Source organism: Caulobacter vibrioides OR37, from assembly GCF_000372645.1.
In the GTDB taxonomy this organism is placed as follows: domain Bacteria; phylum Pseudomonadota; class Alphaproteobacteria; order Caulobacterales; family Caulobacteraceae; genus Caulobacter; species Caulobacter vibrioides_E.
Window position 1 is genome coordinate 206,411 of the sequence record NZ_APMP01000001.1, and the last position, 20,803, is coordinate 227,213.

Annotated in this window: 21 protein-coding genes; 6 read left to right on the forward strand and 15 right to left on the reverse strand. The window is 67.1% G+C overall.

What is annotated here, in order from left to right:
• Window positions 1–6: 6 nt before the first annotated feature.
• Window positions 7–516 carry an acetyl-CoA carboxylase biotin carboxyl carrier protein gene (gene accB, locus OR37_RS00975; RefSeq protein ID WP_004615244.1) on the reverse strand — a complete coding sequence of 170 codons (510 nt, stop codon included), beginning with the start codon at window positions 514–516 and terminating at the stop codon, window positions 7–9.
• Between the two features lie 61 nt (window positions 517–577).
• Window positions 578–1,018 (reverse strand): type II 3-dehydroquinate dehydratase, encoded by a 441-nt coding sequence (aroQ, locus tag OR37_RS00980; protein ID WP_004615246.1) that lies wholly within the window; start codon window positions 1,016–1,018, stop codon window positions 578–580.
• 79 nt (window positions 1,019–1,097) lie between these two features.
• Here aroQ and thiS point away from each other — a divergent pair, with 79 nt between their 5' ends.
• On the forward strand, window positions 1,098–1,298 hold the full coding sequence (gene thiS, locus OR37_RS00985) for a sulfur carrier protein ThiS (RefSeq protein ID WP_004615247.1): 201 nt from the start codon (window positions 1,098–1,100) through the stop codon (window positions 1,296–1,298).
• Window positions 1,299–1,343: 45 nt separating this feature from the next.
• Window positions 1,344–2,165 (forward strand): thiazole synthase, encoded by an 822-nt coding sequence (locus tag OR37_RS00990; RefSeq protein ID WP_004615248.1) that lies wholly within the window; start codon window positions 1,344–1,346, stop codon window positions 2,163–2,165.
• Here OR37_RS00990 and OR37_RS00995 read toward each other — a convergent pair.
• The 6 genes from OR37_RS00995 to OR37_RS20895 all read right to left on the reverse strand — a co-directional run bounded on the left by OR37_RS00995 (window position 2,162) and on the right by OR37_RS20895 (window position 8,076).
• Window positions 2,162–2,545 (reverse strand): type II toxin-antitoxin system VapC family toxin, encoded by a 384-nt coding sequence (locus OR37_RS00995; RefSeq protein ID WP_004615249.1) that lies wholly within the window; start codon window positions 2,543–2,545, stop codon window positions 2,162–2,164. The two genes, OR37_RS00990 and OR37_RS00995, sit on opposite strands and share 4 nt — an antisense overlap.
• The gene (locus tag OR37_RS01000) at window positions 2,542–2,805 is read right to left on the reverse strand and encodes a type II toxin-antitoxin system Phd/YefM family antitoxin (RefSeq protein WP_004615250.1); all 264 of its coding nucleotides are present in this window, start codon (window positions 2,803–2,805) and stop codon (window positions 2,542–2,544) included. Before OR37_RS01000 ends, OR37_RS00995 begins: the two co-directional genes overlap by 4 nt.
• A gap of 59 nt (window positions 2,806–2,864) precedes the next feature.
• Window positions 2,865–3,605, reverse strand: coding sequence for a DsbA family protein (locus tag OR37_RS01005; RefSeq protein WP_004615251.1), 741 nt, complete (start codon window positions 3,603–3,605; stop codon window positions 2,865–2,867).
• A gap of 33 nt (window positions 3,606–3,638) precedes the next feature.
• A complete protein-coding gene (locus tag OR37_RS01010; protein WP_004615252.1) occupies window positions 3,639–5,075 on the reverse strand; it encodes a M48 family metalloprotease in 1,437 nt (478 codons plus the stop codon).
• Window positions 5,076–5,219: 144 nt separating this feature from the next.
• Window positions 5,220–7,934 (reverse strand): Rne/Rng family ribonuclease, encoded by a 2,715-nt coding sequence (locus OR37_RS01015; protein WP_004615253.1) that lies wholly within the window; start codon window positions 7,932–7,934, stop codon window positions 5,220–5,222.
• Window positions 7,858–8,076: a hypothetical protein gene (locus OR37_RS20895; RefSeq protein ID WP_081612842.1), complete on the reverse strand. Its 219-nt coding sequence runs from the start codon at window positions 8,074–8,076 to the stop codon at window positions 7,858–7,860. The genes OR37_RS01015 and OR37_RS20895 overlap by 77 nt, the downstream gene beginning before the upstream one ends.
• Before the next feature lie 401 nt (window positions 8,077–8,477).
• Between OR37_RS20895 and OR37_RS01020 the strand changes: the two genes are divergently transcribed.
• The 3 genes from OR37_RS01020 (at window position 8,478) to prfB (ending at window position 13,513) form a co-directional block, all read left to right on the forward strand.
• On the forward strand, window positions 8,478–9,668 hold the full coding sequence (locus OR37_RS01020; RefSeq protein WP_004615254.1) for an N-acetylmuramoyl-L-alanine amidase family protein: 1,191 nt from the start codon (window positions 8,478–8,480) through the stop codon (window positions 9,666–9,668).
• 171 nt (window positions 9,669–9,839) lie between these two features.
• A complete protein-coding gene (locus OR37_RS01025) occupies window positions 9,840–12,212 on the forward strand; it encodes a penicillin-binding protein 1A (protein WP_004615257.1) in 2,373 nt (790 codons plus the stop codon).
• Between the two features lie 178 nt (window positions 12,213–12,390).
• Window positions 12,391–13,513, forward strand: a protein-coding gene (gene prfB / locus OR37_RS01030; protein WP_106404321.1) for a peptide chain release factor 2 whose coding sequence is annotated in 2 segments (ribosomal slippage) — window positions 12,391–12,459 and window positions 12,461–13,513 — 1,122 coding nt in all. Because the reading frame shifts where the segments join, the coding sequence is not laid out codon by codon here.
• Between the two features lie 63 nt (window positions 13,514–13,576).
• On the opposite strand, the gene OR37_RS01035 is transcribed toward prfB, so the two are convergent.
• The 5 genes from OR37_RS01035 to OR37_RS21395 all read right to left on the reverse strand — a co-directional run bounded on the left by OR37_RS01035 (window position 13,577) and on the right by OR37_RS21395 (window position 17,460).
• Entirely contained in the window at window positions 13,577–14,077 is a 501-nt protein-coding gene (locus OR37_RS01035; protein WP_004615259.1) for a bactofilin family protein, read from the reverse strand.
• Window positions 14,058–15,209, reverse strand: a complete 1,152-nt coding sequence (locus tag OR37_RS01040; RefSeq protein WP_035016788.1) for a peptidoglycan DD-metalloendopeptidase family protein — start codon at window positions 15,207–15,209, stop codon at window positions 14,058–14,060. The genes OR37_RS01035 and OR37_RS01040 overlap by 20 nt, the downstream gene beginning before the upstream one ends.
• Window positions 15,210–15,441: 232 nt before the next feature.
• Entirely contained in the window at window positions 15,442–15,903 is a 462-nt protein-coding gene (locus OR37_RS01045) for a peroxiredoxin (RefSeq protein ID WP_004615261.1), read from the reverse strand.
• Window positions 15,904–15,987: 84 nt separating this feature from the next.
• On the reverse strand, window positions 15,988–17,313 hold the full coding sequence (gene tyrS / locus OR37_RS01050) for a tyrosine--tRNA ligase (protein WP_004615262.1): 1,326 nt from the start codon (window positions 17,311–17,313) through the stop codon (window positions 15,988–15,990).
• Window positions 17,314–17,409: 96 nt separating this feature from the next.
• Window positions 17,410–17,460 carry a hypothetical protein gene (locus OR37_RS21395; RefSeq protein WP_106404327.1) on the reverse strand — a complete coding sequence of 17 codons (51 nt, stop codon included), beginning with the start codon at window positions 17,458–17,460 and terminating at the stop codon, window positions 17,410–17,412.
• Window positions 17,461–17,502: 42 nt separating this feature from the next.
• On the opposite strand from OR37_RS21395, the gene OR37_RS01055 reads away from it, so the two are divergent.
• Window positions 17,503–18,609 carry an anhydro-N-acetylmuramic acid kinase gene (locus OR37_RS01055; RefSeq protein WP_004615263.1) on the forward strand — a complete coding sequence of 369 codons (1,107 nt, stop codon included), beginning with the start codon at window positions 17,503–17,505 and terminating at the stop codon, window positions 18,607–18,609.
• A gap of 28 nt (window positions 18,610–18,637) precedes the next feature.
• On the opposite strand, the gene OR37_RS01060 is transcribed toward OR37_RS01055, so the two are convergent.
• A complete protein-coding gene (locus OR37_RS01060; protein ID WP_004615264.1) occupies window positions 18,638–19,933 on the reverse strand; it encodes an NAD(P)/FAD-dependent oxidoreductase in 1,296 nt (431 codons plus the stop codon).
• Between the two features lie 138 nt (window positions 19,934–20,071).
• Window positions 20,072–20,722, reverse strand: coding sequence for an alpha/beta hydrolase (locus OR37_RS01065; protein WP_004615265.1), 651 nt, complete (start codon window positions 20,720–20,722; stop codon window positions 20,072–20,074).
• Between the last annotated feature and the right edge of the window lie 81 nt (window positions 20,723–20,803).

Below are 20,803 nucleotides of genomic sequence, written 5' to 3' on the forward strand. Positions count from 1 at the left end.
GCGCGCTTACTCGATGACGACGAGCGGCTCGCCGAACTCGACGGGCTGGGCGTCGGCGACCAGGATCTCGACGACCTTGCCGGCCTTGGGGGCCTGGATCGGATTCATGGTCTTCATGGCTTCGACGATCAGCAGGGTCTGGCCGGCCGAAACGCTGTCGCCGACCTTCACGAACGGATCCGCGCCCGGCTGCGGCGAAAGGTAGGCGGTGCCGACCATCGGCGACTTCACGGCGTCGCCGCGCGCGGCGGCCGGGGCCGGCGCGGCGGCTTCTGCCGCCGGCGCCACCGGGGCCGGAGCGGAGACGGGCGCGGGGGCGTAGGCCGGGGCGGCCGCTTGCACGTAGTTGACCGGCGCGGCGGTCAGCTCGCGGGCCACGCGGATCTTCAGGCCGGCGTGCTCGACTTCGATCTCGGACAGGCCCGTGTCCTTCAGGATGTCCGCGATCTTGCGGACCAGACGGGCGTCGATGGCCGGAGCTTCGACCGGATCGGCGGGGGCCTTGGGGTTCGACATGGAAGCTTACCTTATTGTTCTGAAGCGCCTCGGCGACCAAAACCGCCGGGCGATATCGTTGCTAAACGCGGATCAGGCCGAGAGCGGCCTCGATCGCCAGTTCGTAACTCGCCGCGCCGAACCCGGAGACGATCCCCGTGGCCGCCAGCGACACATAGGTGTGGCGGCGGAATTCCTCCCTCGCCGCCGGGTTGGACAAGTGACACTCGATCACCGGGATGCTCAAGGTCTTGAGCGCATCCAAGAGCGCGATCGAGGTGTGGCCGTATCCGGCCGGATTGAGGACCAGCGCCGAGGCCGACTCACGCGCCTCCTGCACCCAGTCGATCAGCACGCCTTCATGGTTGGACTGGCGGAAGACCACCGAAACGCCACGCGAAGCCGCCCGCGCCTCGCAGCGCGCCCGGACATCGTCGAGGGTGTCCTTGCCGTAAATCTCGGGCTCGCGGGTTCCCAGCAGGTTGAGATTGGGTCCGCTCAGCACGTGGATCGGTTTTACCATGCGGCTCCGCCGTCGATTCCGGGAGGTCTTGTATAGCCGGTTCCTCCGGGTCACAAGCACGGCTCGCTTCGGAGGTGAGATGAGGCTACTGCTGAACGGGGAAGAGCGGGACCTGGCCGACGTGGTCACGATCGCCGATCTGGTGACCGCCCTGGGCCTGGACGCCCGCAAGGTGGCGGTCGAGCGCAACCTGGAGATCGCGCCGCGCTCAACCTATGCCGACACGGCCCTGGCCGACGGCGACCGCATCGAGATCGTCACGTTCATCGGCGGCGGTTGATCATCCGCATTTGAAACCCGGGCTGACGGGGCGTAAACCGGCCCCATGAACGCGCATGTTTCCCCCGACACCGTCACCGCCCCAGAAAATGTTGGTAGCGACGAGACCTGGACCGTCGCCGGCCGCACCTTCCGCTCGCGCCTGATCGTCGGCACGGGCAAGTACAAGGACTACGCGACCAACGCCGCCGCCGCCCGCGCCGCCGGGGCCGAGATCGTCACCGTGGCCGTGCGCCGCGTGAACCTGACCGACCCGAGCCAGCCGCTGCTGGTCGATTACGTCAAGCCCACCGAGTTCACCTACCTGCCCAACACCGCCGGGTGCTTTACCGGCGAGGACGCGGTGCGGACCCTGCGCTTGGCCCGCGAGGCCGGCGGCTGGGATCTGGTCAAGCTCGAGGTCCTCAGCGACCCCAAGACCCTGTTCCCGGACATGGAGGAGACCCTGCGCTCGCTGAAGCTGCTGGTCGCCGACGGCTTCCAGGTGATGGTCTACTGCTCGGACGACCCGGTCTACGCCAAGAAGCTGGAAGAGGCCGGCGCGGTGGCGATCATGCCACTGGGCGCGCCGATCGGCTCGGGCCTGGGCATCCAGAACCGCGTGAACCTGCGGATCATCGTCGAGAACGCGAAGGTGCCTGTGCTGGTCGACGCCGGCGTCGGCACGGCCTCGGACGCGGCGATCGGCATGGAGCTGGGCTGTGACGCCATCCTGATGAACACCGCCATCGCCGAGGCCAAGGATCCGATCCGGATGGCCAAGGCGATGAAGCACGCCGTCATCGCGGGCCGCGAGGCCTATCTGGCCGGCCGGATGCAGAAGCGGCTCTACGCCGATCCCAGCTCGCCGCTGGCGGGGCTGATCTAAAGGGCCGACACGACATCGGTGCGGGAGAAATCTTCGCCTACGAACAGCAGCGGACATCCGCGTTCGCGAGCCAGCGCATAGGCGAAGCAGTCTTCGAAGTTCAAGCCGGCGGGTTGGAAGCCCTTGCCCCAACGCCGGTAAGCGGCGGCGACCTTGTCGACATCTTCAAGCGCCACTGGGATGGTGCTGAAGCCGAACCCGTTCAGAAGGCCGTTCATCTCTTCGGCGACATTCTTGCGGTGCGCGACGATCATGGCCTCAACAGCCGTCGCCGCGGAGATTAGAACCTCGGTCTCGGTCGCGAGGGCGATGTGGCAAGCCGAGGCGAACGCCTCTCCAAGAGCGATCGCCATCAAAGCCGAAGTGTCGACGACGATCACCCTGGGAGACCGTCGTCGTCATATAGGAAGTCCTGACTGCGCGCGGCTGACACGCCGGGAAGAGCTTTGGACCGGCCACTCTCACTGATCGCTTGCAGCCGCCGCAGACGGTCAGCCGGATCGGTCAACGGCGTGCTCGATATCGGGGTCAGCCGCTCGGCCGCATGACCGTCCTGCGTGAGGATGATCTCTTCGCCGGCCTCGGCCCGACGGACTAGGTCGGTCAGTTGACCCTCGGCCTCGGCGATGGCGACGCGCACGGCTATGCTCCTGAAGCGTTCACGAAGCGATAGTGGCTCCTTGATCGCCGTCCTTCAAGTCAGCCCGGCTTTGCCTTGCTGGCCCGCGCCTGCTCGATCGCCAGCTTGAGGGCCGCGATGTCGGCGCCCGGCACCAGCGTGTCGCCGACGATGAAGGCCGGGGTCCCTTGCAGGGCCAGGGTCTTGGCCAGGGCCTGCGTGTCCGACAGATGCTGGGTGACGGCCTGGCTCTCGCCGACCGTCTTGGCCTTGTTGAGGTCGATGCCGAGGCCTTGGGCGATGCGCAGGGCACTGGCGGCGTCGAGGCTCTTCTCGGCCATCATCGCCTTATAGAGCTCCAGGCTCTTGCCCTGGTCCTTGGCGCCCAAAGCCAGGCGCGCGGCGGCCTCGCTGTCATGGCCGAAGATCACGAAGTCCTTCAGCACCAGGCGAATGTCGGGGTTCTTGGCGACCAGATCGACGATCTCTGGCGCGGCCGCCTTGCAGTAGCCGCAGCGGTAGTCGAAGAACTCGGTGACGGTCACCGCGCCCGACGGATTGACGACGATGTCGCGCGGATCATGTTCGATGGCCTGACGGTATTGGCTAATGGCCTTCTGGGCCGTGGCCATCTGCTGGGCGGCCTGCTTTTCTTGGAGTTTCTGGTTGGCCTCCATCAACACCTCGGGGTGTTCGAGCAGGTAGGCGCGGACCTTCTCGCCAAACGCCTTGTCGGGCTTGGCGTTGTCGCAGCCGGCGAGGGCGAGGCCGGCGATGGCCAGCGGAACGGCGAGGGTCGCGGCGCGACGGATCAGGGTCATCGAAATCTCTGGTCGGGAAAGAAGGGAAGGAGCTTAAAGGCCGGGACTGGAGACCACCGCGCCCTCCTTGGCCAGGGCCTGGAGGTCCTGCTTGCTCGGGCTGGAGGCCAGGACGATGTCGGTGGCGCGGCGCCAGTCCGGGGTGTTCTTCTGAAGAAGCTCGCGCGCGCGCATGGCGAAGACCTTGGCCTCGCGCGTGGCCCCCAGCGAGAAGTACTGTTCGGCGGTGGCCAGGCGGGCCTCGCCATCCTTGTGCTGTTTGTCATAGGCGTCGGCCAGCAGGCGCCAAGCCACGGCGTTCTCGGGATCGTTCAACAGCGCGCGCTTCAGTTCCCGCACGCCCTCGTCGACCTTCTTGGGGTCGTTCATCCCGATCAGGGTCTGGCCGAGATTGATGCGCAGCAGCGGCGCGTCGGGCTTCAGCTGCACCGACTTGCGCTGCGGTTCCTCGGCTTGGGCCACGCGATTGAATTCGAACAGGATCTGGCCCTTCAGCTCCCAGAGATAGGGATTGTCGGGGTGGTCGGCGATCAGCGGATCCAGCAGTTGCAGGGCCCGGTCCGGATCCTTCATCTGATAGTAGGCGATGGCCCGGGCGTACCGCGCGGGAAAGCTCGTGTCGGTTTCCTTGTACTTCATCAAGGCGATCTGAGGGTTGAGGAAGCCCTCGAGCTTGGCCTTCATCACCTCGTGTTCGGCCAGATCCGCCGGCGTATCGACCGCGCCGTAGTGCGGCAGGCGCTCGACCCGGCCGCGCAGGGCCTCGATGCGGTCGGACGACAGGGGGTGGCTGCGGAAATAGGCGAAACGCCGCGACTGGTCGAAGACCTCCTGGTAGCGGAAGTTGTCGAAGAACTCGACCAGCCCGCGACCCGACTGGCCGGTGGCCTCCAGGAAGCCCGCGCCGGCCTGGTCGGCGCGCGATTCCTGCTCGCGGCTGTAGCCCAGGGCGCCCAGCGCGCCGGCGAATTGCGAATTGGCGATCAAGGCCGCGCCGCCGTCCGGCGAGCCGGCCAGGGCCGCCAGAATGCCCAGACCCATGGTCAGGATCATCGGCTTGAGGCCGGCCTTCATCATCTCGTCCGAGCGGATCGGGTGGCCGCCCGCCAGGTGCCCGGTTTCGTGGGCGATGACGCCGCGCAGCTGGTTGGGGTTTTCGGTCTGCAGGATCAGTCCTGTGTTGATCCCCATCTGAAGGCCCTGGGTCGCGAAGGCGTTCAGGGTCTTGTCGCCGATGATCAGGATGCGCACCGTCTTGGGATCGATGCCCGCCGCCGCGTAGATCGGGTCGGCGTCATGGTGGAGGATCTCCTCGATCTCGGTGTCGCGGATCAGCGAGGCCCCGTCGTCCTGGGCATGGGCGACGCGGGGCGTGGCGAGGCTGGACGCCAGGACGGCCAGGACGGAGGCCGCCACACCCAGTCGCTTGCCTGCCTGACGCCTACCAGCGCGCCCACTACGCGAGGTCATCGAATGATCTCCAGATCGCGCCCCCGCGAACCACGACCAATGTAACTTGGAACGGCGAGGCGAGGGAACAAGGGTTTCCGCCCAGGCCCAAAACGATTTCGGCCCGCGCGTCGGTCAGAACGCGCGGGCCGGGAACCGTTCGCCTTACCGGCGCCACCACCCGCGGCGCGGTTTTTCGGGCGGGGTGGTGATCTCGTTCGGATCAGGTTCGGCCGGGGCGGTCGCCGCGGCTTCCACGACGACCTCCGGCTCCAGCGCCGGAGCCGGCTCGGGCGCGGCCTCGACGACCGGTTCCGGCGGCGCGACGGCGACGCTTTCGGTCACGGCTTCGGCCACCGCCTCGGCGGTCTCGGGCGCGGCCTCGGCGACGACGTCCGGGGCCGCCTTCTTGGCGCGCGAGCGCGTGCGCTTGGGCTTCTTCGGCGTCTCCTCGACTTCCGGCAGCTCGACCCAGACATCGGCCGGCGGGGCGGCGATCACCGGCGGCGCCAGGATCGGCGCTTCATAGGGCTCGGCGACCTCGGCAACGGCTTCGACGTTGGCGGCCTCGGCGACGACCGCCTCCTGAGCGGCGGGAGCCTCGTCGCGACCGCGACGACCCCGATCGCGGCCGCGGCGGCCGCGTTCGCGGGCGGGACGGTCCTCGCGCTCTGGACGCTCGACGCGTTCCGCGCGTTCGGACTCGGCGGCCTCGCCACGACCTTCGGGCGCGCGGCGTTGCTCGCCACCGCCGACCAGGGCGGCCGGGTCGTGCCAGGTGAAGACGTTCTCGCCGAACGGGACGCGCGGGCGGATCCAGACGAAGGCGTCGGTCGGGCGATCACCGTCCTCGCGACCGCCGCGACGACCGCCACGGCGACCGCGACGGCGGCGGCGGCGACGGTCATCGTCATCGTCGCCGAATTCCGCGCGGTCGTCGGCCTCGCCCTCGACCTCTTCCTCTTCGGATTCAACTTCGGCGTCGGCCTCGCGGTCATCGCGACGGCCGCGACCCCGGCCGCGATCACGGCGACCACGGCGGCCCTTGCGGTCGCCGCGATCGTCTTCGCGAGCCTGCTTGCGGCTCGAGGCGTCGTCGTCGTCGGTGTCTTCGCGTTCGAGGTCTTCCTCGTCCTCGTCCGGAATGATCTCGTCTTCTTCTTCCTCGTCCTCGTAGGCCGAGGCGTCGAAATCGTCGTCTTCCTCGACATAGGGCGCCGGCGCCACGGCGATGCGCTCGCCAAGCTCGGTGCGCTCGATCTCGCTGTCGCCGGCGTGCAGGCTGTCATCGACCACGACGGTGACGAACAGGCCGTGCGTCGTCAGCAGGCGCTGCAGATAGGCGCGCTTTTCGTTGAGGATATAGAGGCCGACCGCGCGCGAGACCTTCAGGATCACGCTGCCCGAGCCCTTCAGGGCCTCGACCTCGACGGCGCGCAGGGCGGCCAGGGCGCTGGACTCGACCGAGCGGACGCGACCGGTGCCCTCGCAGTGTTCGCAAACGTGGGTCGTGCCTTCCAGCACGCCCGTGCGGCGGCGCTGGCGGCTGATCTCCATCAGGCCAAAGCCCGAGATCTTGCCCATCTGGATGCGGGCGCGGTCGTCCTTGAGCGCGTCCTTCAGGACCTTCTCGACCGTGCGGTTGTTCTTGCCTTCATCCATGTCGATGAAGTCGATGACGATCAGGCCGGCCAGATCGCGCAGGCGCAGCTGGCGGGCGGCTTCCTCGGCCGCCTCGATGTTGGTCTTGAGGGCGGTGGCCTCGATGTTGCGCTCGCGCGTCGCCTTGCCCGAGTTGACGTCGATGGCCACCAGGGCCTCGGTCTGGTTAATCACCAGATAGCCGCCGGAGCGCAGCGGCACGACCGGCGAATAGATCTGGGCCAGGTGGTCCTCGATCTTGTTCTTGACGAACAGCGGGGTCGGGTCGCGGTAGTTGAAAACCTTCTTGGCCTGGCTCGGCATCAGCATGCGCATGAAGTCGCGCGCTTCCTTGTAGCCGGCGTCGCCTTCGACCCAGATACCCTCCAGGTCCTTGTCATACATGTCGCGGATGGCCCGCTTGACGAGGTCTTCCTCCTCGTAGATCAGCGCCGGCGCGATCGAGTGCAGCGTGTTTTCGCGGATGTTTTCCCACAGACGCAGCAGATATTCGTAATCGCGCTTGATCTCGGCCTTGGTGCGCTTGGCGCCCGCCGTGCGGACGATCAGGCCCATGCCTTGCGGCACCTCCAGGCTCTGGACCACGCTCTTCAGGCGCTTGCGGTCGGTAACCGCCGTGATCTTTCGGCTGATGCCGCCGCCACGCGCGGTGTTGGGCATGAGCACGCCGTAACGGCCGGCGAGGGAGAGGTACGTGGTCAGGGCCGCGCCCTTGTTGCCGCGCTCTTCCTTGACGACCTGGACCAGCATGATCTGCCGGCGGCGGATCACTTCCTGGATCTTGTACTTGCGCATCAGCCGGCGCTTGCGACGCGCCAGCTCTTCCTCGACGTCGTCTTCCTCGTCGTCGACCGCGTGATCGCCGCCGTTGACGTCGTCCTCATCATCGCTGCCCGAGGCGCGACGCGAGACCGGGATGTCGTCCTCGTCGTCGGCCGAGTCGTCGCGCATCAGCGCTTCACGGTCGGCGACCGGGATCTGGTAGTAGTCGGGGTGGATTTCGTTGAACGCCAGGAACCCGTGGCGATTGCCGCCATATTCGACGAACGCGGCCTGCAGGCTGGGTTCGACGCGGGTCACCTTGGCGAGGTAGATATTTCCACGGAGCTGTTTGCGGGTCTGGCTCTCGAAATCGAACTCTTCAACCCGGGTACCGTCCACGACGACCACACGCGTCTCTTCGGCGTGTGCTGCGTCGATCAGCATCTTCTTCGACATTAAGGAAGTCTCCACGGCGCGCGGCGGGCGCTAGGCCCGGGCGCCGATATGAATGAAGGGCGCGCGCGTCGCCGTCCGTCGCCCCGCCAGCGCGGTTGCGAAGGGTCGGATGCCAATGGCGGACGGGTGCGGCGCAGCCCATTGAGGTTTCGTTTTCCCTGGCCACGCCGTGGGGCGTGGTGGAGTTGTTTTGCCTGTCGCGCCGGAATGGCGCGGTCGGGATGGCGCGTCGTCGCCGGGAGGCGTTAGAGCTCGACGCGAGCCCCTCGACACGGCCTGGAGGGGCGTCCAGCCCGCTCCCGCGTCCGCGTCTCGAACACTATCTAGTCTGCCGCTTTCATGGCGAAAGGGTTCAGGACCACTTCGCCGCTCCAACGGACCGCGCGGTGTCGTGACGATCACGGCCTCCGAGCGCGGAGCGACTGTAGCAACATTGGCGCACAAAAGAAAAGCATTCGACGGAGCATCTCGACTTAACCCTTTCGCTACCGGGGCTGAACGATATTGACGTTCGGTTCACCAGTTCCGGCTACGCGGGCGGGGATGCGCAAGGCTCTTATCAATCTGGCTCGAATGGGATGGGTCCGCGCGGCGTTGATCGTCGGCGGGCTGACCCTGGCGGGCGTCGCGGTCGCGACCGCACAGGGGCCGGCGGCCCCGGCCGGGGTGCAGAAGGTGCGCTTCGGCGGCGACCGGAATGAGACGCGCATCGTCATCGACCTGGATCGCGCCGCGGCGGGCCGGCTGGTTTCGGACGGCGCCGACGGCCAGCGTCTGGTGATGACGTTGCCCAACGTCATCGTCTCCGGCGATCTGCAGGGGACGGGGCAGGGGCTGGTCAAACGCTGGGTCATCGACGAGGCGGCGGGCGGCGCTCGCCTTCGCCTGGAGCTGTCCGGCCGCGCCGAGGTGCGCCGTCGCTTCCTGCTGCCGCCCGGAGACGGCGCGACAGCCTATCGGTATGTCATCGATCTTAAGGCCGTCGACGGCGCTCCCGTGGTGGCGGCCCCGCCGCGCCTGACGGTCGCTTCGGCGCCGGTCAAGATGACGCCGCTGCGCCTCAAGAAGGTCATCGTCATCGACGCCGGCCATGGCGGCAAGGACCCCGGTTCGCTGGGCGCGGACGTCTACGAAAAGGACGTCACCCTCGCCGCGGCCAAGGCCCTGAAGGCGCGCCTCGAGAAGACGGGTCGCTTTCAGGTGGTGCTGACCCGCGAAACCGACACGTTCGTGCCGCTGGAAGGCCGGGTGCAGATCGCGCGCCGCGCGGACGCCGACCTCTTTATTTCTCTGCACGCCGACTCGGGACCGGACGTGAACACCCGGGGCGCCTCGGTCTACACCCTGTCGGAGAAGGGCACGGATCGGGTCGGCCTAGTGCTGGACAAGAACGACTGGCTGACCAAGGCCAATATGCCGGGGCGCGATCGGGCCGTGAGCCAGATCCTGCTGGACCTGTCGCAGCGCGCCACCAAGAATCGCTCCGCCGCCTTCGCGCAACTGTTGCTGGCCAAGGTCGGCGAGGAAACGACACTGCTGCCGCGCAGCCACCGCGACGCGGGCTTCTTCGTGCTGCTGGCGCCGGACGTGCCCGCCGTTCTGCTGGAGATGGGTTTCATCACCAATCCCGAGGACGAGCATTTCCTGACCTCGCGCCACGGTCGCGAGCGTCTGGTCGACGCCGTGGGCGATTCCATCGAGGCCTATTTCAGCGCCGAACTTCGGAAGTCGTAAGCCTCGCGGCTGTCCTGGCGCTTCCCCTTTGCGCTGTCGCGCTCTAATCACAGGAACGATCGTTCGCGTGGAGCCGAGCTCGACGCGACCACGACCCTGTTTACGGTTCGGCGGCAAGCGATCTAGTGAAGGGTGTAAGGCGGGCGCCGTGGCTCGTCCGACGGAGGTCGCGTGGATCTGAAACCCACCGAACGATGGATGGCCATCGCGGGCGTGGCCGTGCTGTCGGCCATCGCGGTCGCGGGCTTCGCGATCGCGATCTATGCGGCCTGGCTGTTCCACGACATGCCCGACGCCGGCGAGTTGCAGGACTATCGTCCGCCGACGGCGACGCGCGTCTATGCCTGGGACGGCACCCTGATCGGCGAATATTCCAAGGAACGCCGTATCTTCATTCCCTACGACCAGATCCCGCCGCAGCTGGCCCAGGCCTTCCTGGCGGCCGAGGATCGCAACTTCTTCCAACACGGGGGCGTGGACGTCTCGGGCCTGTCCCGGGCCATGCTGAAGAATGTCGGCAACGCGCTGCGCGGGCGGCGCCTGGAGGGCGGTTCGACCATCACCCAGCAGGTCGCCAAGAACGTTCTGCTGACCAGCGACGCCACCGTCGGCCGCAAGTTCAAGGAAGCCATCCTGGCGCATCGCCTGGAGCAGTCGCTGACCAAGCAGCAGATCCTTGAGCTCTATCTGAACGAGATCTGGCTGGGCTATCGCTCGTTTGGCGTCGGCGCGGCCGCCTATAACTATTTCGGCAAGTCCTTGCCCGAGCTGACCCTGGCGCAGTGCGCCTATCTGGCGTCGCTGCCCAAGGGGCCGGACAACTATCATCCGATCCGCAACAAGGCCAAGGCGATCACCCGCCGCAACTGGGTGCTGGGGCAGATGGTCGAGCAGGGCTGGGTCTCCAAGGAGGACGCGGCCAAAGCCATGGCCGAGGATCTGGTTGTCCAGGCCGCGCCCAAGCGGGCCGCCTATCGCGACGCGGACTATTTCGTCGAGGAGGTGCGCCAGCGCGGCGTCGCCACCCTCGGCCCCCGCCTGAACGAGGGCGGCTACTACATGCGCACCACGCTGGATCCGCGCCTGCAGACGGCGGCCCGGATCTCGCTGATGGATGGCCTGGAGAAGTACGACCGCCGCCATGGCTGGCGCGGGGCCTGGGGGCACGTGGAGCCGACGGACCTTGCCTGGGAAAAAAGCGCGCTGGGCAAGGCGATCCCCTCCGAGCGGACCGGCTGGCGTCCGGCCCTGGTGACCTCGAACGACGGCCACGTGCGTCTCGTCCGCAAGGAGGGCGAGGGCCAGATCGTGAGCGAGGACATGGCCTGGGCCAAGGCCGGCAAGGGCCTGAAGGCGGGCGATCTGGTCTTCGTCGAGAAGTCGCCGAACGGCGGCTATCGTCTCCGGCAGATCCCGGCGGTCAATGGCGCGATGGTGGCGATGGAGCCCTATACGGGCCGGATCGTCGCCCTGGTGGGCGGCTACAGCTATTCTCTGTCCAACTTCAACCGCGCCACCCAGGCGATGCGTCAGCCCGGCTCGTCGTTCAAGCCGTTCGTCTACGCCACGGCCCTGGAGAACGGCTACACGCCCGCCAGCGTGGTCGTCGACAGCGCCATTACCCTGAAGGGGGCCAACGGCCAGGACTGGAGCCCGGAGAATTACCACAAGGAATTCTACGGCGCTCAGCCGCTGCGCCGAGGCCTGGAACTGTCGATCAACGCCATGACCGTGCGGCTGGCCCAGAGCATCGGCATGAAGAAGATCGTCGACATGGCCCAGCGCGCCGGCGTGGTGCGCAATATGGACCCGGTGCTGGCCATGGCGCTGGGGGCGGGCGAAACGACGCCGTTCAAGTTGACCGCCGCCTATGCCGCCTTCGTCAACGGTGGACGCCGCGTCGAGCCGCACCTGATCGAACTGGTCCAGGACCGCGAGGGCAAGGTGATCTTCCGCGCCGACAAGCGTGATTGCGAGCGCTGCGAAGCCGGCTTCAACGGCGATGAAAGCCCGCGCTTCGCCGCGCCGGGCGAGCAGATCATGGACCCGATCACGGCCTATCAGATCACCTCGATGCTGCAGGGCGTCGTCCAGCGCGGCACGGCCGCCGCCGTCAGTTCGCTGGGCCGTCCGCTGGCGGGCAAGACGGGCACGACCAACGAATATCGCAGCGCCTGGTTCGTCGGCTTCTCGCCGAACCTGGTGGTCGGCGTTTTCGTGGGCTTCGACGACAACCGCTCGCTGGGCGAGGCCGAGACCGGCGCGACCGACGCCGTGCCGGTGTTCATGGATTTCATGAGCGAAGCCTTGAAAGGCCAGCCAATCGTCGATTTCAAGCCGCCGAAGAACGCCAAGTTCGCTCTGGTGCGCGGCATCCGCGAGGCCTTCCGGCCCGGCACCGAGCCTAAGGTCGAGATCGCGCCGACGCCCGGTCCGATCCCGTACCAGCAGGAATTGCCGCCCGGACTGCCGCCGGTTCCGCAGGCCGCGCCCCAGGCGGGCAAGCCGGCGCAAAAGGTCGATCCGCTCAGCGGTCTCTACTGACGCATTGCGTGGGAGCGCGACGCGCGTTAGAGCCTGCCCGGCTCGGATCGTTCGATCCGCGCCGGATCAGCGGGCTCGGGATTCAAAAGTCTAGAGCGCGCCCGAGCGGGTTGACCGCGCGCACTTAACCCTGGCGCGCTTGATCCCGCGCCCTTCAACACTGTCACGGAGTTACGTGATGCGACCGGATGTCGAGGCCGCCGCGGCCGACATCGAGCAGTCCGTGGGACTGCTCAGGAGGCGTCTTTGACTGGGACGTCGCTCTCCGCAAGCTCGATGAGCTGAACGCCCGGGTTGAGGACCCGACCCTTTGGGACCGCCCGTCCGAGGCCCAGGCCGTGTCGCGCGAGCGCGCCAACCTGGCCGCCAAGGTCGAGGCCGTGCAATCGATCGAGCGCGACCTGAAGGACGCCCTCGACTATGCCGAGCTGGCCGACATGGAGTCCGACGAGGACTCGCTGAACGACGCCCGCGCGCAGCTCAAGGCTATCAAGGAGCGCGCCGGTCGCGCCGAGCTTGAGGCCCTGCTGTCCGGCGAGGCCGACGGCAACGACTGCTATATCGAAATCAATTCCGGGGCCGGCGGCACAGAGTCCTGCGACTGGGCGGGCATCCTGCTGCGCATGTACACGCGCTGGGCCAACGCCCATGGCATGACGACCGAGCTGATCGAAGAGACCGACGGCGACCAGGCCGGCATCAAGTCGGCGACCCTGCTGGTCAAGGGCCAGAACGCCTATGGCTGGCTGAAGACCGAGGCTGGCGTGCACCGCCTAGTGCGCATCAGCCCCTACGACAGCAGCGCCCGCCGCCACACCTCGTTCGCCTCGGCCTGGGTCTACCCCGTGGTCGACGACAATATCGAGATCGAGATCAACCCGTCCGACGTGCGGACCGACACCTATCGCGCCTCCGGCGCCGGTGGTCAGCACATCAACAAGACGGACTCGGCCGTCCGCCTGACCCACATCCCGACCGGCATCGCCGTGGCCTGCCAGGCCGGCCGCTCGCAGCACCAGAACCGGGAAGAAGCCTGGAAGATGCTGCGCGCCCGCCTCTACGAGGCCGAACTGCAGAAGCGCGAAGCCGCCCAGCAGGCGCTGGAAGACACCAAGACCGATATCGGCTGGGGTCACCAGATCCGGAGCTACGTCCTGCAGCCCTACCAGATGGTCAAGGACCTGCGGACCAATGTCGAAACCTCCGACACGCAAGGCGTGCTGGACGGCGATCTCGACGCCTTCATGGGCGCTTCGTTGGCCCAACGCGTCGGGCATACCCGCGACGGGGGCGAAGCGTAGGCGCCGCCATGACCCCCGCCCTTTGATGGGCGGGGGGGGCGTGAACCGCGACGCCGCGGCGATTTAGCCGGTGACCGGCTTGGCCTGGGCGATCGCCAGCGGCTCGGCTTGCGGGGCCGTCGGCGCCGGCTGGGCCTGGGGCGCGGGGCGCTGGAACTTCAGGCTGCGGCCCTGGAAGAAGGCGCCGGTTTCCATGGCCAGCTGTTCGTGGGTGATGTCGCCGTCGACATAGGAGGTGCCGTAGAGGCGGACCTGCTTGGAGGTGATCGAGCCGACCACGCGCCCGCGCACTTCGACGACCTCGGCATAGACGCCGCCCTCGACATGTCCAGTCTCGCCGACGGTCAGCCGGCCGACGCGAACATCGCCCTTGACCACGCCGTCGATCTGCAGCTCGCCCTCGCCGGTGACGCCGCCCTCGATGGTCAGATCGGCCGAAAGCAGGCTGGCCACCTTCGGCGGCGCGCGGCGCTGGGAGTCGACCTGGGCCGCCGCCGTCGGAGCCGGCAGCGGCTCGATGCGAGCAGGGGTCTTGGACCCGGACTTAGCTTGCTTGCTGAACATACTCACCAGCCTTCAAGAAGCGGTTGGGGTTCTGAGCCTTGCCATTGACCCAGACTTCGTAGTGCAGATGCGGGCCGGTCGACCGTCCTGTCGAGCCCATGCCCCCCACGCGCGAACCGATCGCCACGTGTTCGCCCACATGCACCGAGATGGCGGCAAGGTGGGCGTAGCGGGTCTTGAAGCCGCCGCCATGGTCGATTTCGACCGTATTGCCGTAACCCGAGCGGACGCCGGTGAACGACACGACGCCCGGCGCCGTGGCCATGATCGGCGTGTAAAAGGCGCCCGGGAAGTCCAGGCCCGAATGGAAGGCCGGACGGTGCGTGAACGGGTCGAAGCGAACGCCGTAGCTGGACGACAGGGCCGGATTGTTGGTCGGACGGTAGAACGGCAACCGCTTCGAGGCGGAGGTCAGCGAGCGCATGTCCGACATGTCGTTGGCGGCGTGCTGGATGCGGCCGGCGAAATCCTCGTCCACGTCCAGGACCGCGGCGAGGGCGCGCGGATCCTTGGCCTCGATCAGCGGGCCGCCCAGCGACGCCCCGCGACCGGTGAAGTTGCCCGCGTCCAGGCCGGCCATGCGCATGGCCAGGCGTAGGCGTTCGGCGCGGCTCTTGGCGAAGCTTTCCGCCGCGTCGACCAGGCGCTCCTGGTCCATGCGGGTGGCTTGGATGCGCTGAACCGGGCTGGCGGCCAGCAGGCGCGGCTTGGCGACCTTCAGGGCGTCGGCGGCGCCGGGCACGCCCTTGAAGTCGGAAACCAGCAGGGCCAGGGCCGCGTGGCGCTTCTCGACCGAGGCGGCCAGGTCTTCCAGCGAGCCATTGGTGGCCGACAGCTGGGCCACGGCGCTGTTCAGGCGCGCCTGCCTGTCGGCGTTCAGGCGCTCGTAATAGGCCCTCTGCTTGATCATCTGCTGGTCGGTGGAGCTGACCGCCAGGGCGTCCACCATCATCGAGGCGGTGCAGACGCCCATCCACAGCGCCGCGCCGGCGATCGCCGCGGCGCCCAGCAACTGCTTGTTGGTGGAAAAGACATATCCGCGCATTTCGCCGCCAGAGCGAATGTAGACATGCCGTTCAGGAAATAAACTTTCGAGAGATTGCCGCAGTCGCTTGAAGCGCTCAATCGCCATCGCCCGAGACCCCCGTTTCAGGTCCGGCGATATGCTACGATAAAGCGGAAACGCGCAAGACTGTTCGCGCCCGAAGTGAGCGCGAATCTAAAAAAGCGACTTTGCGCCCTAAGCCTTAACGTTTCCTAAGCGGCGAAGTCACGGCGAATGGTGACAATCACGCGAAATGGACACAGGTAGAGGCGCCGATACAACACATCGTGGACGTGGTCCGTTTCCCCGCGCGGGAAAACTACTTGATCGCCTTGGCCGCGTTCATCACGGCCTTGATGTGGCCCGGCACCTTGACCTTCCGCCAGACCTCGCGAATGACGCCTTCGCGGTCGATCAGGAAGGTCGAGCGGTCGACGCCCATGTACTTGCGGCCATACATGGATTTCTCGACCCAGGCGCCATAGGCCTCGACGACGTCGCCGAGGGGATCGGCGGCCAGTTCGATGGTCAGGTCGTGCTTGGCGCGAAACTTGGCGTGAGAGGCGACGCTATCCTTGGAGACGCCGACGATCACCGCGCCCAGCTTCTGGAATTCCTCGACTTCCGACGAGAACTGCAACGCCTCGGATGTGCAGCCGGCCGTGTCGTCCTTAGGGTAGAAATAGAGGACGATGTTCTTGCCTTTCAGCCCCGAGAGACTGACTCGGCCGGTATCGGTCGGCAGGTCGAAATCGGGAGCCTTGTCGCCGGGCTGCAGCATCGAACGCGTCCTTGATGTCCGTTAGGGAAACCATCGTCCCGGCCCTTGGCTACGCCAGGGCCGGAACGATAATCAACCCCATAACTAAACGGGCTTCACCAAGACGATCTTCTTCTTGCCGGCGGCCAGCTTGACGACCCCTTCGGCCAGGTCGGCCGAGGTGATCACGCGATTGGCGTCGGCCTCGGCCTTGTCATTGACCTTCAGGCCGCCCCCTTGGGCCAGGCGACGGGCCTCGCCGCGCGAGCCGGCCAAGCCGGCGTCGGCGAACAGGGCGGCCAGCACGATCCCAGCCTCAAGATCGGCGGCTGGCACCTCGAAGGTCGGCAGGTCGGCCGACAGGGCCCCTTGCTCGAAGGCCTTCTCGGCGGCGTCGCGCGCCTTGCGAGCCTCTTCCTCGCCGTGGGCCATGCGGGTGGCCTCGTCGGCCAGCACCTTCTTGGCCTCGTTGATCTGAGCGCCTTCGAGGGCTTCCAGCTCGGCGATCTTGTCCAGCGGCAGGTCGGTGAACAGCTTCAGGAAGCGGCCCACGTCGGCGTCCTCGGTGTTGCGCCAGAACTGCCAGTAGTCGTAGGGGCTCAGCACATCGGCGTTCAGCCATACCGCCCCTGCGGCGGTCTTGCCCATCTTGGCTCCCGAGGCCGTGGTCAGCAGCGGCGTGGTGAGGCCGAAGGCCGGCTTCTGGTCCACGCGACGGATCAGCTCGACACCGTTGAGAATGTTCCCCCACTGGTCGGAACCGCCCATCTGCAGGGTGCATCCCTTAACCCGGTTCAGCTCCAGGAAGTCGGTAGCCTGCATCAGCATGTAGTTGAATTCGAGGAAGGTCAGCGGCTGCTCGCGCTCGAGACGCAGCTTGACCGAGTCGAAGGTCAGCATGCGGTTGACCGTGAAATGCGAGCCATATTCCCGTAGGAACTGGATGTAGCCCAGCTTGCTCAGCCATTCGTCGTTGTCGACCAGCACGGCGTCGGTCGGTCCGTCGCCAAAGGTCAGGAACTTCTCGAACGCGCGCTTGATGCTGGCGATGTTGGCCTGGATGCCTTCCTCGGTCAGCATCTTGCGGCTCTCGTCCTTGCCGGAAGGATCACCGACCTTGGTGGTGCCGCCGCCGACAAGGACGATCGGCTTGTGGCCGGCCTGCTGCAGGCGCCGCAGCATCATGATCGAAATAAGGTTGCCGACGTGCAGAGACGAGGCCGTGGCGTCAAAGCCGACATAGGCCGTGATCACGCCACTGGCCGCCGCGGCGTCCAGTTCCTCAGGATGGGTGATCTGGTGGATGTAGCCGCGCGCCTCCAGGGTTCGCAGGAACTCCGACTTGAAGGGCGAGGCGGCTGACATGGTTCGACTCTCTGTTTTGAATGGCGGGCCGTCTAACACGGCGGCGTCGGCTTGTGAGGATTTCATTTCACGACTCCGGGGAGGGCCGGAGCGCATGATCGACTGTTGAGAGAGCGACCCCGGCGAGGCGGGGGCTAAGCGACGTGTCTGGTCGGCCTCCCGCTATGGCAGCGGGCGGTAATACGGACGGGCCAGGACGCGCGGGTCTATCATGGGGCCTAGCTACCGTTGGCGGAGCATGGCAGTCAACGGCTCATGCGTATCCTTGGATTTATGACCGGCACCTCGCTCGACGCCGTCGACATGGCGGTGCTGGAGACCGACGGCAACGACATCCAGGCCTTCGGCCCGGCGGGCGAGCGAAAGCTGCGCGAGGAGACGCGCGATCTCCTGCTGAAGACCACCGACATCGCCCGCGCCTGGCCGCGTGGCGCGCCGGAGCCGGCGATCTTCGACGCGGCGCGCAAGGCCGTCGCCGACGAGCACTTCCATGCCGCCAGCGATTTCCTCCGGGAACACGGCCTGACCTGGGACGCCTTTGATCTGCTGGGCGTGCACGGCCAGACGGTGCTGCATGAGCGGCCATCGGCCCAGCGTCCGGGGCGCACGGTCCAACTTTTGGACGCCCAGCGCCTGGCCCGGGCGACGGGACGACCGGTGGCCTTCGACTTCCGCACGGCCGATGTCGCCGCCGGCGGGGAGGGCGCGCCGCTGGCGCCGATCTACCACGCGGCGCGCGCCCGCGCTTCGGGCCTGGCCGCGCCGGTCGCGGCGCTGAACGTCGGTGGAGTGGCCAACATCACCCTGATCGGCTCGGGCGGCGAACTCCTGGCCTTCGACACCGGTCCTGGCAACGGCATGATCGACCTGATGCTGCAGGGGCGGGGGCTGGGGCGTTTCGACGAGGACGGCCGGCTGGCCGCCGCCGGGCGCGTCGACGAGGCGGCGCTGAAGGCCCTGCTGGCGAGCCCCTATTTCGACGCGCCGGTTCCCAAGTCGCTCGACCGCTACGACTTCTCGCTGGACCCGGTGGCTGATCTGTCGCCGGAGGACGCGGCGGCCACCCTGGTCGCCTTCACGGCCGAGGGTGTGTTCCGCGCCTTCTCGCACGGCGGCGAGACGCCCAGCGCCTTGATCGTCTGCGGTGGCGGGCGACACAACCCGATGATTATGCGGACCTTGGCCGAGCGAGCGCCGGTCCCGGTCGACACGGCCGAGGCGCACGGCTGGCGCGGCGACAGCATCGAGGCCGAAGCCTTCGCCTATCTGGCCGCCCGGACGGCGAAGGGCTTGCCGATCAGCTTCCCCGGCACCACGGGCGTGAAGGCGCCGATGACGGGCGGGCGGATCGTTCAGCCTTAATGGATCTCGCCCTAGGAGCTGGGGGCAGTTAGTGCAGCTTCAAGCGTCCCGACACGCGCTGCTGCAGCAGCCGCGCGATGGCCAGAGTCGCCGTGCGGCCGACGCCCAGGATCGCCCGGTGGTGGTCGAGGTGCAGCGACATATAGGCCCACTTGGCCAACAGGCCCTCGATGAAGAAGTTCGGCCCGCCCAGACCGCCCATCAGCGCGCCCACGCCCTTGTTATCGCCCAGCGACACCAGAGAGCCGAAGTCGCGATAGACGAACGGCGTCTGGACATGACCTTGGCGCAGTCGCGCGATCAGGACCCGTTCCAGATAGCTGGCCTGCTGGTGCGCCGCCTGGGCGCGGGCGGGAACGGTCTTACCGTCCTTCCAGGGCGCCGCCGCGCAATCGCCCAGGGCCCAGATGTCGGGCGAGGAGGTCTCAAGTCGATCATTGACCACGAACTGGTTGCCGCGATTGGTCTCCAGGCCGAAGCCTCGGTTCGCCTCTGCCGCCTTGACGCCCGCCGCCCAGACGATCAGGTCGGCGAGGACGTCGCCCCGGCTGGTCTCCAGCCGGTCGGCGTGGACGGCGAGCACCTTGGCGTCCGTCTTCACCGCCACGCCCTTGCGCTCAAGCGCGAGCTTGGCTTTGTCGGCGATCTCCGGGGGCAGGCCGCCCAAAATTCGCTCAGCGGCCTCGACCACCGTGATGTCCAGCCGGAAGCGTTGCTCGTCGCCAAGGCTGCCCAATAACTCCCGGTGCGCCTCGATCAGTTCGGCCGAGAGTTCGACGCCCGTGGCGCCGCCGCCGACAATGGCCACGCGCATGATCTTGTCGGTCGAGAACGAAGCCCTGGTGAAGGCGGCCAGCAGCCGCGCATGGAAAACCTCGGCGTCTTCGGTGCGCTCCAGCAGATAAGCTTGCTCCGCGCCGGGCGTGCCGAACAGGTTCGAACCCGAGCCGATCGCCAGCACGCCATAGGTGAAGGTGATGGTCCGCTCGGGCGCCAGGACCTGGCCGCCCTGGTCGGTGATCGCCTTCAGGGTCAGACGCTTGGCGCCTGGATCGAAGGTCGCGAGTTCGCCGAGCAGGAAGTTGAAGCCATTCGATCGGCCCAGGATAGAATACGACACGCCCTCCTGGTGGACGTCCAACGTGCCGGCCGCTACCTCGTGCAGGGTCGGCTTCCAGATGTGAAAGCTGGAGCGATCGATCAGGAGCACCCTGCGCTTGCCCCCATGGGACGCGATGCGCCGGCCTCCTAGGCGACGGCCCAGCCGCGACGCCAATTCCAGCCCGCCGGCGCCCCCGCCAACGATGACGATGTCATAATGCATCACGCGCCCTTGATATTCATCAATTGATGAAAAATAGGTTCGTGACCAGTGTTACGCTAGCGGCGCCGTCACGCCAGTGACGCAACGTCGCACCGCCTCATGGAAAAGGCCTCCCGAAAGGAGGCCTTGCCCAGCTGTCTAGATCGGATTTTCCGCCAAGCGCTTGTCGAGATAGTCGCTGACGCTTTTCTCGACGCTGGGCAGGTGCTCGGCCCAGAAGTGGGTGGCTTTGTCGATGACCTCGTAGTCGATCGTGATGCCCTTCTGGGTGCGCAGCTTGGTGACCACGCGCTCCACCTCGACCGGCGGGGTGATGGTGTCGGCCGAGCCCGTCAGGAAGAGGCCCGAGGCCGGGCAGGGGGCCAGGAAGCTGAAGTCGTACATGTTGGTCGGCGGCGACACCGAGATGAAGCCGTCCGTCTCGGGCCGGCGCATCAGCAGTTGCATCCCGATATAGGCGCCGAAATCGAAGCCGGCGACCCAAGTCTGGCTGGCGGCCGGATTCGAGGTCTGCAGCCAGTCCAGAGCGGTGGCGGCGTCGGCCAGTTCGCCGATGCCGGCGTCGAACTCGCCCTGGCTGCGGCCGACGCCGCGGAAGTTGAAGCGCAGAGTCGCGAAGCCGCGCTTCATGAACAGGTGATACAGCTGAACCGACACCGGGTGGTTCATGTGACCGCCGGCCTTGGGGTGCGGGTGCAGGATCAGCGCGATGGGCGCCGTTTCGGTCTTGCCCGGAGAATAGCGACCCTCGATCCGCCCGGACGCGCCGGTCAAAATCACATCAGGCATGTGGTCCCCTTCCGCTGGCGACGGTCCGCGTCCGGCCTTTTTGAGACTCGGAATACTTGACCGCCGCGCTTGGTCTTCCTA

Excerpts from the sequence above, each read along its gene's own strand:
- accB (WP_004615244.1), bottom strand. The coding sequence starts at position 516 with ATGTCGAACCCCAAGGCCCCCGCCGATCCGGTCGAAGCTCCGGCCATC.
- aroQ (WP_004615246.1), bottom strand. The coding sequence starts at position 1,018 with ATGGTAAAACCGATCCACGTGCTGAGCGGACCCAATCTCAACCTGCTG.
- thiS (WP_004615247.1), top strand. The coding sequence starts at position 1,098 with ATGAGGCTACTGCTGAACGGGGAAGAGCGGGACCTGGCCGACGTGGTC.
- OR37_RS00990 (WP_004615248.1), top strand. The coding sequence starts at position 1,344 with ATGAACGCGCATGTTTCCCCCGACACCGTCACCGCCCCAGAAAATGTT.
- OR37_RS01005 (WP_004615251.1), bottom strand. The coding sequence starts at position 3,605 with ATGACCCTGATCCGTCGCGCCGCGACCCTCGCCGTTCCGCTGGCCATC.
- OR37_RS01010 (WP_004615252.1), bottom strand. The coding sequence starts at position 5,075 with ATGACCTCGCGTAGTGGGCGCGCTGGTAGGCGTCAGGCAGGCAAGCGA.
- OR37_RS01015 (WP_004615253.1), bottom strand. The coding sequence starts at position 7,934 with ATGTCGAAGAAGATGCTGATCGACGCAGCACACGCCGAAGAGACGCGT.
- OR37_RS20895 (WP_081612842.1), bottom strand. The coding sequence starts at position 8,076 with ATGGGCTGCGCCGCACCCGTCCGCCATTGGCATCCGACCCTTCGCAAC.
- OR37_RS01020 (WP_004615254.1), top strand. The coding sequence starts at position 8,478 with ATGCGCAAGGCTCTTATCAATCTGGCTCGAATGGGATGGGTCCGCGCG.
- OR37_RS01035 (WP_004615259.1), bottom strand. The coding sequence starts at position 14,077 with ATGTTCAGCAAGCAAGCTAAGTCCGGGTCCAAGACCCCTGCTCGCATC.
- OR37_RS01040 (WP_035016788.1), bottom strand. The coding sequence starts at position 15,209 with ATGGCGATTGAGCGCTTCAAGCGACTGCGGCAATCTCTCGAAAGTTTA.
- OR37_RS01045 (WP_004615261.1), bottom strand. The coding sequence starts at position 15,903 with ATGCTGCAGCCCGGCGACAAGGCTCCCGATTTCGACCTGCCGACCGAT.
- tyrS (WP_004615262.1), bottom strand. The coding sequence starts at position 17,313 with ATGAAATCCTCACAAGCCGACGCCGCCGTGTTAGACGGCCCGCCATTC.
- OR37_RS01055 (WP_004615263.1), top strand. The coding sequence starts at position 17,503 with ATGCGTATCCTTGGATTTATGACCGGCACCTCGCTCGACGCCGTCGAC.
- OR37_RS01060 (WP_004615264.1), bottom strand. The coding sequence starts at position 19,933 with ATGCATTATGACATCGTCATCGTTGGCGGGGGCGCCGGCGGGCTGGAA.
- OR37_RS01065 (WP_004615265.1), bottom strand. The coding sequence starts at position 20,722 with ATGCCTGATGTGATTTTGACCGGCGCGTCCGGGCGGATCGAGGGTCGC.